Source organism: Billgrantia saliphila, assembly GCF_002930105.1.
GTDB classification, from domain to species: Bacteria; Pseudomonadota; Gammaproteobacteria; order Pseudomonadales; family Halomonadaceae; genus Halomonas; species Halomonas saliphila.
On the sequence record NZ_PJRN01000017.1, the window covers coordinates 14440 to 28911 of the forward strand.

The following is a 14472-nucleotide window of genomic DNA, read 5'->3' on the forward strand; positions in this document are numbered from 1 at the left end:
CGTGCCTTTGCCCTTCGCCCCTTACCTTGTCTACGTTAAACAGCGTATATCCATGGACTGGGAGGTAAGCATGACACGTTATGGAACAAGCATGCGTAACGCCGTGGTGATCTTTGCCGCATCGCTGATGCTGGCGCTGGCCGGGTGTGGCACCAGCACCGGTGAGCGCGCCGCCAGCGGTGCCGGCGTCGGGGCTGCCACCGGGGCGGCGGCAGGTGCGGTTACGGGCGGTGATCCGGTGACCGGCGCTGCCATCGGTGCCGGTGCCGGCGCCGCGACCGGGGCCGCTACCGATGAGGACGATATCGACCTCGACGATTGACCGCTGCCGCTTACCGGCGGCGCCCAGGCAACCCCGAGCCGCACAGGCCATGGCCTGTGCGGCTTTGCATGTGGAGCTTCCCGCCGCGTGAGGCGAGGGTTGTGACTTTCGCTCAGTCGGGGATGTGCCAGGTCTCGGGGCAGTCCCGGCTGCGGAACAGGCGCTGAGCGGTGGTGTCGTTGCGCCGTTCCACCAGCGTTTCGCGGTCCGCACCGAGCGCGTCCATCATTCCTTGGCGGGGATGACGCACCGTGAGCAGCGTCAGTGAGTCCTCGTGTCTGACAGCGTAATCCCCCTCGAGCGACTCGATCATCGGCGCCAGCCGCTCGGGCTTGTCGTCGAGACATATGGCGAAGCGCATGGCGCCGCTGTCGACCAGGTTGGCATGCAGGCCGGCCTCGACCAGATGCCCCAGGATGTCGTGCTGGCGCGGTTCGTCCATGAACGCGAAGTCCCGCGGTCGAACCTCGAGCCAGACCTGATTCTCACGCAGGATGCAGCAGGGCACGTCGGCGTCGAAGCGGCGCTCGGCGTCGATGACGGTGGGCGCGGCGTCGGGTGTCTCGAAGGAACGCACCGTCAGCGGAATCGCCTTCTCCTGCAGCGGCCCCAGGGTCTTGGGGTGGATCACCTTGGCGCCGTGCCAGGCCAGTTCGGTCGCCTCGCCGTAGGAGATCCGTTCGAGCTGCACGGCGTTGTCGAATCGCCGCGGGTCGGCATTGTAGAGCCCGGTGACGTCCTTCCAGATCACCACCTCTCGGGCATCGAGGCAGTGAGCGAAGATCGCTGCGCTGAAATCCGAGCCCTCGCGGCCCAGTGTGGTGGCGGCGCCCTGCGCCGTACCGCCGATGAAACCTTGAGTGAGAATCACGCGATCGCTTCCCGCCAGGCGCTCGCCAATGGCCTCGGCGGTGGCCGGCCAGTCGAGGTTGGCGGCCTGATGGCAGGCATCGGTGCGCACCAGCTCGCGGGCATCGTGCCAGTCGGTGGCGGTGCCTTGATGGTTCAGCCAGGCGGCGACGATGGTGGTGGAGATCAGCTCGCCGTAGCAGACGGTCTGGTCGTAGTGCTTGGCATAGGCGGCGCCACGATGCTTTTGGTGCTGCGCGTCGAGCTCGTCGAACAGGGCGTCGACGCGCTCGGCAGGCGAATCCTGCGCGTCGTCGAACAGCGACTCGATCGCCTCGCGATGCTCGGCCTGCAGCGCCTCGAAGCACTTGCGGTAATCGTCACTTCGGTGCTCGTCGCGGGCGGCGGCGAGCAGCGTTTCAAGCTTGTTGGTGGTCTTGCCCATGGCCGACACCACCACGACCAGCGGTCGATCCTTGTGATCCTCGATCAGCGGGGTCAGGTGGCGAATGGCATCGGCATCCTTGATCGAGGCGCCGCCGAACTTGAACACGGTCGTCATTTCCGGCTCTCCCTGGCTGTACGTGCGTGCCTATACCATGGTGCATAACCCCGGGAAGAGAAAGGGGGCGGCGGCTCGACATGCAAGTCGCGGTGCAGAAACGCAAAAAGCCCCCGCAGGGGCTTCTTGGGCGACGCAACCGATTTCGGTAAAGCTAGCTCAGGCGTTCCTTGTAGGCCTCATAGCCGAAGGTCTTCACCGTGCGCACCTTGCGGCTGACTTCGTCCACGCGGCAGATCGACGGCAGGCGAATGCCATTGAAGGTGGTGGTCTTGACCATGGTGTAGTGAGCCATATCGGTGAACACCAGGCGGTCGCCGATGGACAGCGGCTCGTCGAACGAGTAGCGGCCGATCACGTCGCCGGCCAGGCACGTCGTGCCGCCCAGGCGATAGGTATGGGCTTTCTCGCCCGGCTCGCCGGCGCCGACGATCTGCGGCCGGTAGGGCATCTCCAGTACGTCGGGCATGTGCGCGGTGGCCGATGTATCGAGAATGGCGTTGGGGCCGTCGTTCTCGACGATGTCCAGCACCGTGCAGACCAGGTAGCCGGTGTTCAGCGCTATCGCCTCGCCGGGCTCCAGATAGACGGTGAGGTGTGGATGGCGATCGCGGAAACCGCGAACCAGCCGCACCAGGCGTTCGATATCGTAGTCGGCGCGGGTGATGTGATGGCCGCCGCCGAAATTGACCCAGCGCATGTCGGCCAGATACTGACCGAACCTGGCCTCGAAGGCTTCCAGCGTGACCTCGAGCGCGTCGCTGTTCTGCTCGCATAGGGTGTGGAAATGCAACCCTTCCAGGCCTGCGAGATCGACGCCTTCCATGTCCACTGCGCGCGTGCCCAGACGCGAACCGGGGGAGCAGGGGTCGTAGAGCGCCACCTGCCCCGTCGAACGCTCGGGGTTGACCCGCAGCCCGCAGGAAACCTGGCGCGGCGCCGCCGCGACGGTGTCGCGGAAGTGTCGCCACTGTCCCGGGGAGTTGAAGCTGATGTGATGTGCATACTGCAGCACCACGTTCATCTCCTCCTCGGTGAAGGCCGGCGAGTAGACGTGCACCTCGCCGCCGAAGGTCTCCGCGCCCAGGCGCGCCTCGTCCTGCCCGCTGGCGGTGGTGCCCACCAGGTACTGGCTCACCAGTGGAAAGGTATCCCACATGGCGAAGCCCTTCAGTGCCAGCAGAATGCGCGCGCCGCTCTCCTCCTGAACCTGCCGCAGCAGCTCCAGGTTGCGGCGCAGCAGCGCGTCGTCGACCACATAGGCCGGCGACGGGCAGGCGTGTATGTCGAAGTCGAGTCGTGTCATGCCAGAGGGTCGTGTTCCGGATCGAGTTCCACTACCTGCCACGGCAGGCCCATGTCGCCGATGCGCTCCATGAAGGGATCGGGATCGAGCTGCTCGACGTTGAACACGCCCTCGCCCTTCCAGATGCCCTGCAGCATCAGCATGGCGCCGGTGACGGCTGGCACGCCGGTGGTATAGGAGATCGCCTGGGACTTCACTTCCCGGTAGCTCTCCTCATGATCGCAGATGTTGTAGATGTACACCTTGCGCCGCTTGCCGTCCTTGATGCCGTCGGCAATGATGCCGATATTGGTCTTGCCCTTGGTACGCGGCCCGAGCGAGGCCGGGTCGGGCAGCACCGCCTTGAGGAACTGCAGCGGCGAGATCTCGCAGCCGTTCACCTCGATCGGCTCGATGCTGGTCATGCCGACATTCTCGAGCACCTTCAGATGGGTGATGTAGCGCTCGGAGAAGGTCATCCAGAAGCGGATGCGCTCCAGCCCCTTGATGTTCTTGCTGAGGGACTCCAGCTCCTCGTGGTAGAGCAGGTAGATGTCCTTCTCGCCGATGCCGTCGAAGTCGAACTTGCGCTTTTCGGCCAGCGGCGGGGTCTCCTTCCATTCACCGTTTTCCCAGTAGCGGCCGTTCGCGGTGATCTCGCGAATGTTGATCTCCGGATTGAAGTTGGTTGCGAACGGATAGCCGTGATCGCCGCCGTTGGCATCGAGGATGTCGATGCGGTGGATCTCGTCGAACAGATTCTTCTGGGCGTAGGCGCAGTAGATATTGGTCATGCCCGGGTCGAAGCCGCAGCCCAGGGTGGCCATGTTGCCCGCCTTGACGTAGCGGTCGTGAAACGCCCACTGCTCCTTGTACTCGAACTTGGCCTCGTCCGGGTGCTCGTAGTTGGCGGTATCGAGGTAGGGCACGCCGGTTTGCAGGCACGCCTCCATGATGGTCAGGTCCTGATAGGGCAGGGCCACGTGGATCAGCACGTCCGGCTTGAACGACTCGATCAGCGCGACCAGGTCGTCGACGCTATCGGCGTCCACCTGGGCCGTCTGGATGGAACGGTCCAGTTGGGCAGCGATAGCCTTGCACTTCTCTTCGTTGCGACTGGCCAGGCAGATCTCGCTGAAGACTTCCGGGTGCTGGGCACACTTGTGGGTGACGACGCCTCCGACGCCGCCGGCGCCGATAATCAGGACTTTGCTCATGGGCCTCTCGAATCCAGATCGGGGAAATGACTATGAAAGGGTAGGGTCTTATCGGGATTTCGGCCATCTCGTATGCCCAGGCCCGACGCCACCCCGGTCACGCTCATCGCTTGGGCGCTGATGATGGCTTCCCCTGGCCACGGTATCAAGCGATTTTGGTGGTCCGGATTAGACGAAAGTCGGGGCAAACGATGCGATCGACAGGTGAGCAGAACAGCGCTCTTTAGGTCATGCGCCATCATTACAAAACGAGACAATTCTTTGTGACCTTGAGGTAGTCCTTATGCCTTTGTTTGCAAACCACTTTTTTGTCAACGAGCTGTAGCTGGCTTGACGTTATCGAATGCTGAGAAAAACTCTATAACTTATGTTATGAATTTTTATATAAGCAAATGGTGTAAGATGTGAGTATTCTCTTCTCCTGGAGATTGCCGATGTGACCCTTCTAAAAAATCCGGTTTTTCAGCAGCTTAGGAAGTCCGGCGCGTTGTCTGCCGAAGAGGAAAAGCGGCTCCTTGAGCTTGAAGAAAAGCCCAGGCGGGTGGATGCCTGCGAAACACTATGGCATGAGAATGATAGGGTCGATGCTTTCTGCGTTCTAAAGCAGGGGTGGGCCTATTCCTTTCGCACTTTGGACAGCGGCGCCAAGCAGATACTAAAGCTCTACCTGCCCGGTGACATTATTGGCATGCGGGATTTCGGTTTTTCCCGTCGATTGGCTGGGGTCGAGATGATTGATGAAGGAGTGGTTTGTCCCTTCTCTCATCAACAGTTCTTCGAGGTGGTGGATTATTCGGCGACGCTAGCTTCGGGTATCGTTGCAATTGCTGTACGTCAGCAGGCAATGCTGACCGAGAGGTTAGTCTATGTGGGGCGCCACACAGCTCAGCAACGATTGGCACATTTCCTTTACGAGCTGTACCTACGCCTTAGCAGGATTGATGCCGTGAAAGACAACACTTTCTCACTTCCGCTGTCCCAGGAGCAAATGGGGGATGCGCTGGGGCTCAGCTCCGTACATGTTAGTCGAACCTTCACCATGCTACGCGACGAGGGATTGGTGCTACGTGACCGGCAGCGCGTACAATTACCAGATCCAGCTGCTTTGGCATGCATGGCAGAGTTCAGCGACGCTTACCTCGACGAGTCGATCCCATCTCCGTTCCTGGATCTTCACGTCATCCGGTCTCGTGCGCAGCTGAGGCATGCGTAGTAAACATAGATGTCGGGTGGGTGTGATTAGGAGTCAACAGTAACGAAAAAAGCACCCCTAGGTGCTTTTTTCGTATGCTTGATTGGTGGAGGCGGCGGGGATCGAACCCGCGTCCGCCGGCACTCGCTCTTCGGCTCTACATGCTTAGGTCCGTTTTTTGGTTTAACGCTACTGGCTCCAACGGGCAGGATCCAGCAACGCGATTCCTCTAAGGTTTAGCGATTGACGAGAGGACGTCGCCAACCGCGATCCCATCAGTTTTAGCTCATATCCCCTCCGCGATGAATGGGCACATCGCTTCGGGGCCGGGCTAGAAGCTAACAGCTATTTAAGCTGCCAGCGCGCCCTGAGCGTAGGTGTCGTCGTTTGCGACTATTTAGTCGTGATGTTGGATTTACGAGATACATCACGCTCTCGGCATGCACCTAGGAGGTTGTCACCGGCGTCGAAGCCATGTCGCCCCCGTAGCAGACCCATCTTATCAGCATGGGTACGCCTATGACACCTGTTGGGTGGGTTGGTTCCACTGATTCCCCGTTTTTTGCCGATTTCGAGGAGCCACCCGCGGCGGTGTCGATGCTGTGACACCTCAAGCCTTGGTGTGTTCCCGCATGATGCGACCTTTCTGCCGCTGCCAGTCGCGGTCCTTCTCGGTGGCGCGCTTGTCGTGCAGCTTCTTGCCCGTCACCAACGCCAGCTCGCATTTTACCTTGTTGCCCTTCCAGTAGAGCTTGAGCGGCACGCAGGTGTGCCCCTTCTCCTGCGAGCGGGAGAAAATCCTGGCGATCTCCTTGCGATGCAGCAGCAGCTTGCGCGTACGGGAAGGATCGGCGATCTCGTGGGTGCTGGCGGTGTTGAGCGGCGTTATATGGCTACCCAACAGCCAGGCCTCGCCATCCTTCACCAGAATGTAGGTGTCGGTGAGCTGGGCCTTGCCGGCGCGCAGGCTCTTCACCTCCCAGCCGGCCAGCACCAGTCCGGCCTCGAAGGACTCGTCGATATGATACTCGAAGCGAGCCTTCTTGTTCTGGGCGATGACGCTGCTGCCGGGGCCCTTTCCCTTGCCTTTCTTGTTGGCCATGGAACCTCATGTCATGTTCTGCCGATTGGCAACGCTCCCTTCGATATGGGGGGAAGCGTGATACCATTCAAGGCGTGAAATAACCGCTCATGATACGCCCTGGGCACTGTGAAGTCAGCGGAGAGCTCAATGCCAATGGTCAATCGGTCCGCCTTGGTGCGGCATACCCCTCGGGAGATGTTCGAACTGGTCAACGACTTCGAGCGCTATCCGGAGTTCCTGCCGGGCTGTCGCCGGGCCAGGCTGCTCGAGCGTGACGACTCGCACCTGATCGGCGAGATGACCCTGGGTCGGGCGGGGATCGAGCAGAGCTTCACTACCCGCAATGACCTGATCGAGCCCGAGCGTATCGAGATGTCGCTGGTCAGCGGTCCTTTCAAGCGGCTGCGAGGTCGCTGGCTATTCCTGCCGATGGGGGAGGACGCCTGCAAGGTCTGTCTGGAGATGGAGTTCGAGTTCGCCAATCGCCTGCTGGGGATGGCCTTCGGCAAACTGTTTCAGCAGGTGGCCGGCCAACTTGTCGATGCCTTTACCCAGCGTGCCGACGAAATCTATGGCCGCTGACGGAACGATCCGAGTGGAAGTGGCCTTCGCGCTTCCCGACAGGCAACGCATCGTGACGCTCGAGGTGCGCGAAGGCGCCACGGCGAGCGAGGCCGTGGCCCTGGCCGGGATGGAGCGCCACTTCCCCGAGCTGCCGGCGAGTATCTTCAGCGAGGCAGAGCTGGGCGTCTTCGGTCGACGACTGCGCGAGCCCGCCCGCCACCGGCTCCGCGATGGGGATCGAGTCGAGATCTACCGCTCATTGCAGATCGACCCCAAGGCGGCGCGCCTGCAGCGCGCCGGGCGAAACCCGCGCTAGAGGTTCAGCGGCTCATCCGTGGCCGGCTCGCCGCCACGCGGCAGCGTGCCGCCGGCATCCGGGGCGGATTCGGGGGCCGCTTCCGGTTGGCTGCCGGGCAGTACGCCGATCGGGCTGGCGCCTTCCGAAGCGGGGCCCATGCCTTCTTCCGGCGTGAGATCGAGATCCTCGGAAAGGTCGCCCTGCTGGGCGATATCGACCAGGCGGTCGCCGGCGAAGGTCAGAGTCACGCGGCGCTGTTTCACCCCGCCATAGGCCTCGTCGAGCCGGAACACATAGTCCCACTGGTTGGCGTCGAAAGGGGCCTCCAGCAGTGGACGGCCCATCACGTCGGCAACCTGGGCGCGACTCATGCCGGGCTGGAGCTGTTGGACCATGTCCGCGGTGATGAGGTTGCCCTGGGGCAGGTCACGCTTGTAGACGCAGCCGCTGAGCACAGTCAGAGCAACGAGGAGGGGGACGGTTTTGATCAGCTTTTGCATTTGTGTCCGTTCTTCACTATCGTGGATTCGGTCGATCATACCCGACCCTACCTGATACTGCGAAGAGCTAACATGGCCGACCAGAACCATGAATTGCGCAAGGCGGGCCTCAAGGTCACCTTGCCCCGTGTGAAAATCCTGCAGATTCTCGAGAATGCCACGGGACAGCACCACCTGAGCGCAGAGGACGTCTACAAGACGCTGCTCGAGGCCGGTGAGGACGTCGGCCTGGCCACCGTCTATCGCGTACTGACCCAGTTCGAGTCTGCCGGTCTGGTGATTCGTCACAACTTCGATGGCGGCCATGCCGTGTTCGAGATCTCCCAGGAGGAGCACCACGACCACATGGTGTGCCTCGATAGCGGCGAGATCATCGAATTCTTCGACGAGACCATCGAGCGTCGCCAGCGAGAGATTGCCGAGGAGCACGGCTTCGAGCTCGTCGATCATGCCTTGGTGCTCTACGTGCGCCCGCGAGGCTCGAATACCACACGCCAGGAAGGCTCGCCGCGCAAGTAGGCTCCTTGCCGTTGCCGATACGAAGCGGCCCCGATCCATGATCGGGGCCGCTTTCGTCTGGGTGGGCTCATTGCCGTCGTGTCTGGCCGGTCTGGCGCGTAGGCCTAATGCGAGGCGCCCTGCTGGCTGGCATCAAGCATCTCGCGGGCATGGGCCAGGGTGCGATCGGAGAGGCTGACGCCGCCGAGCATGCGGGCCAGTTCACTGACCCGGCCGGCCTCGTCGAGCAGCGCCATGCGGGTCTGGGTGGTATTGCGCTTGGCCTGCTTCTCGATATGCAGATGGTGATGCGCTTGGGCCGCCACCTGGGGCAGGTGGGTCACGGTCATCACCTGGCCGTTCTCGCCCAGTCGGCGCAGCAGCTGACCGACGATTTCGGCGGTGGCGCCGGAGATGCCCACATCCACTTCGTCGAACACCAGGCTGGGGATGGTCGAGTGGCGCGCGGCGACCACCTGGATCGCCAGGCTGATGCGCGACAGTTCCCCGCCCGAGGCGACCTTGGTCAGCGGGCGCGGCGGCTGGCCGGGGTTGGCGCTGATCAGGAAGCGCACTGCTTCCATGCCGTCCGGCTGTGGGGTTTGACGTGTCTCCACATCCACTTCGAAGCGGGCCTTCCCCATGGCCAGGAAGGCGAGCTGCTCCTGAACGGCCTTGCCGAAGCGGCTCGCCGCCTGGCGGCGAGCCTCGCCGATCGCACGCGCCTGTTCGCGCCAGGCGTCGCGCAGGGCTTCGACCTCGGCGCGTAGCGCTTCGAGGTCATGCTCGCCGCCCTCGAGGCTATCCAGTTCGGATTGCAGCCGCTGATGAAGTGCGGTCAGCTCCTCGGGCATCACGTGATGCTTGCGCGCGATGCGGTGGACCTCGCCCAGACGCGACTCAACCCAGGCCAGCCGCTCCGGGTCCAGCTCGGTGGCGTCGGCGAAACGGTGCAATTCGCGGGCGGCCTCCTCGATCTGGATGCGGGCGTCACCAAGCATGGCGAGTACCTCGGCCAGACTGCCGCGATCGCTGCCGGGCAGCGGGTCGAGGCGATGCATCGCCTGGTTAAGCAGCGCCAGGGCGCCGCCCTCGTCGCTATCGCAGCATTCGGCAGCGAACTGCGCCTCGCGCAGCGTCTCTTCGGCGTGGGCGAGCTGCTCCTGTTCGTGCTCCAGCGTGGCGAGCTCCTCCTCGCCCAGCGCCAGCGCGTCGAGCTCCTCGACCTGATAGCGCAGTAGTTGACGGCGCGCCTGCACCTCGTCGCCGGTCTCGGTCAGGCGCTTGAGGCGCCGTCTCGCCGATTGCCACTGGCGGTAGGTGTCGGCGAGCTCGGTCACCGCCGTGCGCTGGCCGGCGAAGTCGTCGAGCAGGCGCAGGTGGGTCTCCTCACGTAGCAGCGCCTGATGCGCGTGCTGACCGTGGATCTCGACCAAATGCTCGCCCAGTGCCTTGAGATCGGCAACGGTGGCCGGCTGGCCATTGATCCATGCCTTGGAGCGCCCGTTGGTCGTCACCACGCGGCGCAGCAGACAGTCGTCGACGGGCAGTTCGCGCTCCGCGAGCCACTGGCGAGCGGCGGGAAGCGTCGCAATATCGAAGCGCGCCGAGAGATCGGCGCGCTCGCAGCCGTGACGCACGCTGCCGGCGTCGGCGCGCTCGCCCAGGCACAACCCCAGGGCGCCGAGCAGGATCGACTTCCCGGCGCCGGTCTCGCCGGTAATGGCGGTCATACCGCCGGCAAGCTCCAGGTCGAGACTATCGACGATGGCGTAATCGCGAATGGCAAGCTGAGTCAGCATGAGACCTCCCGGCAACCGGCGCACAAAGCTGGATATTCATACACGTTGTTGAGTTTTTATACAGTAGTCGAGGTGGGTTCTCAACGCACGCATTTTACGTCGGTTCCTCGACTCTCTTGAGATTACGGTCAGGGCCCCCATATAGGCGGCAGACTCGAGGCTTTCGCCCAATCGAAACCGTTGCGGCCGCATGGCCGAACCACGCTTCAGGAGATGCGCATGGCTAAAGAACCCCAGACCCCGCTTGACGACGAGCTGGAACGGCGCGAGGAAGAAGCCCAGCCGGAGCCGGTGGAAGGCGAACTGGACGACGCGGTTGGCGTCGGGGATGACGAGGCCGTCGCGTCCGAGGAGCCGACGACGGTGAGCGATAACCCCGAAGCCGACATGCTGGCGGCCCAGGTCGAGGAGCTGGAGCAGAGCCTGGCCGAGGCCAAGGATCAGGCGCTGCGCGCCGCCGCCGAGGCGCAGAACGTGCGCCGTCGCGCCGAGCAGGAGGCCGAGAAGGCACGCAAGTTCGCCCTGGAGCGCTTCGTCAAGGAGCTGCTGCCGGTGGTGGACAGCCTGGAGAAGGCGCTCGAGGCCATGGGCGAGGACGCCACCGAGGCCCATCGCGAGGGTGTCGCCATGACGCTGAAGATGCAGCAGGACGTGCTGGCCAAGTTCGGCGTGGAGACGCTCGACCCGACCGCCGAGCCGTTCGACCCGCAGTTCCACGAGGCCATGGCCATGGTGCCCAACCCCGAGCTCGAGCCCAACAGCGTGATGGAAGTGGTGCAGAAGGGCTACACGCTTAACGGACGCCTGGTGCGCCCGGCCATGGTCGTGGTCAGTCAGGCGGCTGGCTGAGGCCGATCGGATGAAAACGGGGGCGGGGCTTGAAAAGCTCGTTTGTGCCCCCCAGATAGACGTCAACCGCGGCAGATGCCGCTGAGATGGATTCAAGGCAAACGAATTTCGAGGATTTCCTATGGGACGCATCATCGGTATTGACCTGGGGACCACCAACTCCTGTGTGGCCGTGCTCGACGGCGACAGCGCCAAGGTGATCGAGAACGCCGAAGGCGCCCGCACCACGCCCTCTATCATCGCCTACACCGATGATGGCGAGACCTTGGTGGGGCAGGCGGCCAAGCGCCAGGCGGTCACCAACCCGCAGAACACCCTGTACGCCATCAAGCGTCTGATCGGTCGTCGCTTCAAGGACGATGTCGTGCAGAAGGACATCAAGATGGTGCCCTACGGCATCGTCGAGGCCGACAACGGCGACGCCTGGGTCGAGGTGAAGGGCAAGAAGCTGGCGCCGCCGCAGGTCAGCGCCGAAGTATTGAAGAAGATGAAGAAGACCGCCGAGGACTACCTGGGCGAGACCGTCACCGAGGCGGTTATCACCGTGCCGGCCTACTTCAACGACTCCCAGCGCCAGGCGACCAAGGACGCCGGACGCATCGCCGGCCTCGAGGTCAAGCGCATCATCAATGAGCCCACCGCGGCGGCGCTGGCCTACGGCATGGACAAGGCGCGCGGCGACAAGACCATCGCCGTGTACGACCTGGGCGGCGGTACCTTCGATATCTCGATCATCGAAGTGGCCGACGTCGACGGCGAGACCCAGTTCGAGGTGCTGGCCACCAACGGCGACACCTTCCTGGGCGGCGAAGACTTCGACATGAAGCTGATCAACTATCTGGTCGATCAGTTCAAGGCCGACAGCGGCATCGACCTCTCCGGCGACAACCTGGCCATGCAGCGCCTCAAGGAAGCCGCCGAGAAGGCCAAGATCGAGTTATCCAGCGCCCAGCAGACCGACGTCAATCTGCCTTACATCACCGCCGACAACACCGGTCCGAAGCACCTCAACGTGAAGGTGACCCGGGCCAAGCTGGAGTCGCTGGTCGAGGAACTGGTCGAGCGCTCCATGGGGCCGTGCAAGACCGCGCTGGCCGACGCCGGACTGTCCGCCTCCGAGATCGACGACGTGATCCTGGTTGGCGGTCAAACCCGCATGCCGCTGGTGCAGAAGAAGGTCGCCGACTTCTTCGGCAAGGAAGCGCGCAAGGACGTCAACCCGGACGAGGCCGTGGCCGTGGGCGCGGCGATCCAGGGCGGCGTGTTGGGCGGTGACGTCAAGGACGTGCTGCTGCTCGACGTCACCCCGCTGACGCTGGGCATCGAGACCTTGGGTGGCGTGATGACGCCGCTGATCGAGAAGAACACCACCATCCCGACCAAGAAGACCCAGACCTTCTCGACCGCGGATGACAACCAGACGGCCGTGACCATTCACGTGCTTCAGGGTGAGCGCAAGCAGGCGTCGCAAAACAAGTCGCTGGGCCGCTTCGACCTGGCCGACATTCCGCCGGCGCCGCGCGGCGTGCCGCAGATCGAGGTGGCCTTCGACCTCGACGCCAACGGCATCCTCAACGTGTCCGCCAAGGACAAGGCCACCGGCAAGGAACAGTCGATCGTCATCAAGGCCTCCAGCGGTCTCTCCGAGGAAGAGATCGAGCAGATGGTTCGCGACGCCGAGGCGCATGCCGACGAGGACAAGAAGTTCGAGGAGCTGGTGGCCCTGCGCAACCAGGCCGACGGCATGGTTCACGCTGCCCGCAAGACCGTGCAAGAGGCTGGCGAGCATGCCACCGACGAGGAGAGGCAGGCCATCGAGACGGCCGCCTCCGAGCTGGAGGAAGCGCTCAAGGGTGACGACAAGGACGACATCCAGGCCAAGCTGGACAAGCTGACCGAGGCCTCCGGCAACCTGGCGCAGAAGATGTACGCCGCTCAGGCCGAGGCGGCTCAGCAGGCAGGCGGTGAGCAGGCCGATGCCGGTGGCAAGCCGGAAGAGGACGTGGTCGACGCTGAATACGAAGAAGTCAACGACGACCAGAAGAAGCAGTAATCGCCAAGGCGATGCCACGGACAACGGTAGCGCGGGGGGACGACTCCCGCGTTGCCGTTTCCGCGGATCGGGCAGAACTGCCTAGACCAGGAGGCGCATGGACCCATGTCCAAACGCGATTATTATGAGGTGCTCGGCGTAGAGCGCGGGGCCGACACGAAAGACATCAAGAAGGCCTACCGACGGCTGGCGCAAAAATACCACCCGGATCGTAACCCGGACGACGACACCGCGGCCGAACGCTTCCGCGAGGTGTCCGAGGCCTACGAGATTCTGAGCGACAGCGAGAAGCGCGCCGCCTACGATCAGTTCGGCCATGCCGGCGTCGACGGTCAGGCCGGCGGATTTGGCGGCGGCGGTTTCGGCGGAGCCGGGGCTGGCGGCTTCAGCGACATCTTCGGCGATGTGTTCGGCGATATCTTCGGCGGTGGCGGCGGCCGGCGCAGCCCCCATGCGCCGCAGCGCGGCAGCGACCTGCGCTACAACCTGGAGCTCGACCTCGAGAGCGCAGTGGCCGGCACCACCGTCGACATTCGCGTGCCGCGGCATATCGAATGCGATCGCTGCGACGGGCAGGGCGCCGAGCCGGGTTCCACCAAGGAGACCTGCCCCACGTGTAACGGGCACGGTCAGGTGCGCATGCAGCAGGGCTTCTTCGCCGTGCAGCAGACCTGTCCGACCTGTCACGGCAGCGGCGTGCATATCAAGGTACCGTGCCACAAGTGCCATGGCGAGGGCCGGGTACGCGAGACTCGCACCCTGTCGGTGAAGATTCCCGCCGGGGTGGATACCGGCGATCGCATCCGCCTCAACGGCGAGGGCGAGTCCGGCATCAACGGTGGCCCGCCCGGCGATCTCTACGTCCAGGTGGCGATCAAGCCACACCACATTTTCCAGCGCGACGGCAAGCACCTGCAGTGCGAGGTGCCGATCAACTTCGTTGACGCCGCGCTCGGCGGCGAGCTCGAGGTGCCCACGCTGGACGGACGGGTCAAGCTCAAGATTCCGCCCGAGACTCAGACCGGCAAGCTCTTCCGACTGCGTGGCAAGGGCGTCAAGCCGGTGCGCGGCGGTCCTCCCGGCGACCTGCTGTGCAAGGTGGTGGTGGAAACCCCGGTCAACCTCAACGAGGAGCAGAAGGAGCTCCTGCGCCTGCTGCAGGAGAGCCTCGACGGCAGCAACAGCCGCAGCCACTCGCCGAAGAAGACCAGTTTCTTCGACGGCGTGAAGAAGTTCTTCGAGGACATGAAGCCGTAAGGCCCGGCCTCGCCATCGCAAGCCCCCGATGCCCTGGGCATCGGGGGCTTTTCATTGCCGGCCCTTTCATCGTGGTGCACCGGGTCGAACATGCCGTTCTGCGCAGCGCGCGTTTCAGGGCTGGCGCCGATCCCGCTGCG

At 63.6% G+C, this 14472-nt stretch carries 14 protein-coding genes and 1 other RNA gene; 8 read left to right on the plus strand and 7 right to left on the minus strand.

What is annotated here, in order from left to right:
- Positions 1–70 precede the first annotated feature (70 nt).
- Entirely contained in the window at positions 71–322 is a 252-nt protein-coding gene (locus CYJ07_RS16755; protein WP_104204866.1) for a YMGG-like glycine zipper-containing protein, read from the plus strand.
- A 112-nt stretch (positions 323–434) separates the two neighbouring features.
- On the opposite strand, the gene CYJ07_RS16760 is transcribed toward CYJ07_RS16755, so the two are convergent.
- The 3 genes from CYJ07_RS16760 to CYJ07_RS16770 form a co-directional block, all read right to left on the minus strand.
- Positions 435–1733: an aspartate kinase gene (locus tag CYJ07_RS16760; protein WP_104204867.1), complete on the minus strand. Its 1299-nt coding sequence runs from the start codon at positions 1731–1733 to the stop codon at positions 435–437.
- A 154-nt stretch (positions 1734–1887) separates the two neighbouring features.
- On the minus strand, positions 1888–3039 hold the full coding sequence (gene nspC, locus CYJ07_RS16765) for a carboxynorspermidine decarboxylase (protein WP_104204868.1): 1152 nt from the start codon (positions 3037–3039) through the stop codon (positions 1888–1890).
- Positions 3036–4235 (minus strand): saccharopine dehydrogenase family protein, encoded by a 1200-nt coding sequence (locus CYJ07_RS16770; RefSeq protein ID WP_104204869.1) that lies wholly within the window; start codon positions 4233–4235, stop codon positions 3036–3038. The genes nspC and CYJ07_RS16770 overlap by 4 nt, the downstream gene beginning before the upstream one ends.
- A 436-nt stretch (positions 4236–4671) precedes the next feature.
- Between CYJ07_RS16770 and CYJ07_RS16775 the strand changes: the two genes are divergently transcribed.
- Positions 4672–5448 carry a Crp/Fnr family transcriptional regulator gene (locus tag CYJ07_RS16775; protein WP_104204870.1) on the plus strand — a complete coding sequence of 259 codons (777 nt, stop codon included), beginning with the start codon at positions 4672–4674 and terminating at the stop codon, positions 5446–5448.
- Between the two features lie 83 nt (positions 5449–5531).
- Here the strand turns inward: CYJ07_RS16775 and ssrA are convergent.
- Positions 5532–5912: a transfer-messenger RNA gene (ssrA, locus tag CYJ07_RS16780) on the minus strand.
- Positions 5913–6037: 125 nt separating this feature from the next.
- Positions 6038–6529: an SsrA-binding protein SmpB gene (smpB, locus tag CYJ07_RS16785; RefSeq protein WP_104204871.1), complete on the minus strand. Its 492-nt coding sequence runs from the start codon at positions 6527–6529 to the stop codon at positions 6038–6040.
- Positions 6530–6658: 129 nt separating this feature from the next.
- Here smpB and CYJ07_RS16790 point away from each other — a divergent pair, with 129 nt between their 5' ends.
- Both CYJ07_RS16790 and CYJ07_RS16795 read left to right on the plus strand, forming a co-directional pair.
- A complete protein-coding gene (locus CYJ07_RS16790) occupies positions 6659–7093 on the plus strand; it encodes a type II toxin-antitoxin system RatA family toxin (RefSeq protein ID WP_104204872.1) in 435 nt (144 codons plus the stop codon).
- A complete protein-coding gene (locus tag CYJ07_RS16795; RefSeq protein ID WP_104204873.1) occupies positions 7083–7391 on the plus strand; it encodes an RnfH family protein in 309 nt (102 codons plus the stop codon). Before CYJ07_RS16790 ends, CYJ07_RS16795 begins: the two co-directional genes overlap by 11 nt.
- On the opposite strand, the gene CYJ07_RS16800 is transcribed toward CYJ07_RS16795, so the two are convergent.
- Complete coding sequence (locus tag CYJ07_RS16800) at positions 7388–7873, minus strand: outer membrane protein assembly factor BamE (RefSeq protein WP_104204874.1); 486 nt, start codon at positions 7871–7873, stop codon at positions 7388–7390. The two genes, CYJ07_RS16795 and CYJ07_RS16800, sit on opposite strands and share 4 nt — an antisense overlap.
- Positions 7874–7945: 72 nt before the next feature.
- Here CYJ07_RS16800 and fur point away from each other — a divergent pair, with 72 nt between their 5' ends.
- Positions 7946–8392, plus strand: a complete 447-nt coding sequence (fur, locus tag CYJ07_RS16805; protein WP_104204875.1) for a ferric iron uptake transcriptional regulator — start codon at positions 7946–7948, stop codon at positions 8390–8392.
- Between the two features lie 104 nt (positions 8393–8496).
- On the opposite strand, the gene recN is transcribed toward fur, so the two are convergent.
- Positions 8497–10173, minus strand: a complete 1677-nt coding sequence (gene recN / locus CYJ07_RS16810) for a DNA repair protein RecN (protein WP_104204876.1) — start codon at positions 10171–10173, stop codon at positions 8497–8499.
- A 219-nt stretch (positions 10174–10392) separates the two neighbouring features.
- Here recN and grpE point away from each other — a divergent pair, with 219 nt between their 5' ends.
- The 3 genes from grpE to dnaJ all read left to right on the plus strand — a co-directional run bounded on the left by grpE (position 10393) and on the right by dnaJ (position 14332).
- Positions 10393–11022 (plus strand): nucleotide exchange factor GrpE, encoded by a 630-nt coding sequence (gene grpE / locus CYJ07_RS16815; protein ID WP_104204877.1) that lies wholly within the window; start codon positions 10393–10395, stop codon positions 11020–11022.
- Between the two features lie 121 nt (positions 11023–11143).
- Complete coding sequence (gene dnaK / locus CYJ07_RS16820) at positions 11144–13075, plus strand: molecular chaperone DnaK (protein WP_104204878.1); 1932 nt, start codon at positions 11144–11146, stop codon at positions 13073–13075.
- Positions 13076–13180: 105 nt separating this feature from the next.
- Entirely contained in the window at positions 13181–14332 is a 1152-nt protein-coding gene (gene dnaJ / locus CYJ07_RS16825) for a molecular chaperone DnaJ (RefSeq protein WP_104204879.1), read from the plus strand.
- The last annotated feature ends 140 nt before the right edge of the window (positions 14333–14472 follow it).

Bases quoted from the DNA above. Each gene is read 5' to 3' on its own strand.
- dnaK (WP_104204878.1), top strand. From the start codon at position 11,144: ATGGGACGCATCATCGGTATTGACCTGGGGACCACCAACTCCTGTGTG.
- CYJ07_RS16770 (WP_104204869.1), bottom strand. From the start codon at position 4,235: ATGAGCAAAGTCCTGATTATCGGCGCCGGCGGCGTCGGAGGCGTCGTC.
- smpB (WP_104204871.1), bottom strand. From the start codon at position 6,529: ATGGCCAACAAGAAAGGCAAGGGAAAGGGCCCCGGCAGCAGCGTCATC.
- nspC (WP_104204868.1), bottom strand. From the start codon at position 3,039: ATGACACGACTCGACTTCGACATACACGCCTGCCCGTCGCCGGCCTAT.
- CYJ07_RS16755 (WP_104204866.1), top strand. From the start codon at position 71: ATGACACGTTATGGAACAAGCATGCGTAACGCCGTGGTGATCTTTGCC.
- grpE (WP_104204877.1), top strand. From the start codon at position 10,393: ATGGCTAAAGAACCCCAGACCCCGCTTGACGACGAGCTGGAACGGCGC.
- dnaJ (WP_104204879.1), top strand. From the start codon at position 13,181: ATGTCCAAACGCGATTATTATGAGGTGCTCGGCGTAGAGCGCGGGGCC.
- CYJ07_RS16800 (WP_104204874.1), bottom strand. From the start codon at position 7,873: ATGCAAAAGCTGATCAAAACCGTCCCCCTCCTCGTTGCTCTGACTGTG.
- fur (WP_104204875.1), top strand. From the start codon at position 7,946: ATGGCCGACCAGAACCATGAATTGCGCAAGGCGGGCCTCAAGGTCACC.
- CYJ07_RS16795 (WP_104204873.1), top strand. From the start codon at position 7,083: ATGGCCGCTGACGGAACGATCCGAGTGGAAGTGGCCTTCGCGCTTCCC.
- CYJ07_RS16790 (WP_104204872.1), top strand. From the start codon at position 6,659: ATGCCAATGGTCAATCGGTCCGCCTTGGTGCGGCATACCCCTCGGGAG.
- recN (WP_104204876.1), bottom strand. From the start codon at position 10,173: ATGCTGACTCAGCTTGCCATTCGCGATTACGCCATCGTCGATAGTCTC.
- CYJ07_RS16760 (WP_104204867.1), bottom strand. From the start codon at position 1,733: ATGACGACCGTGTTCAAGTTCGGCGGCGCCTCGATCAAGGATGCCGAT.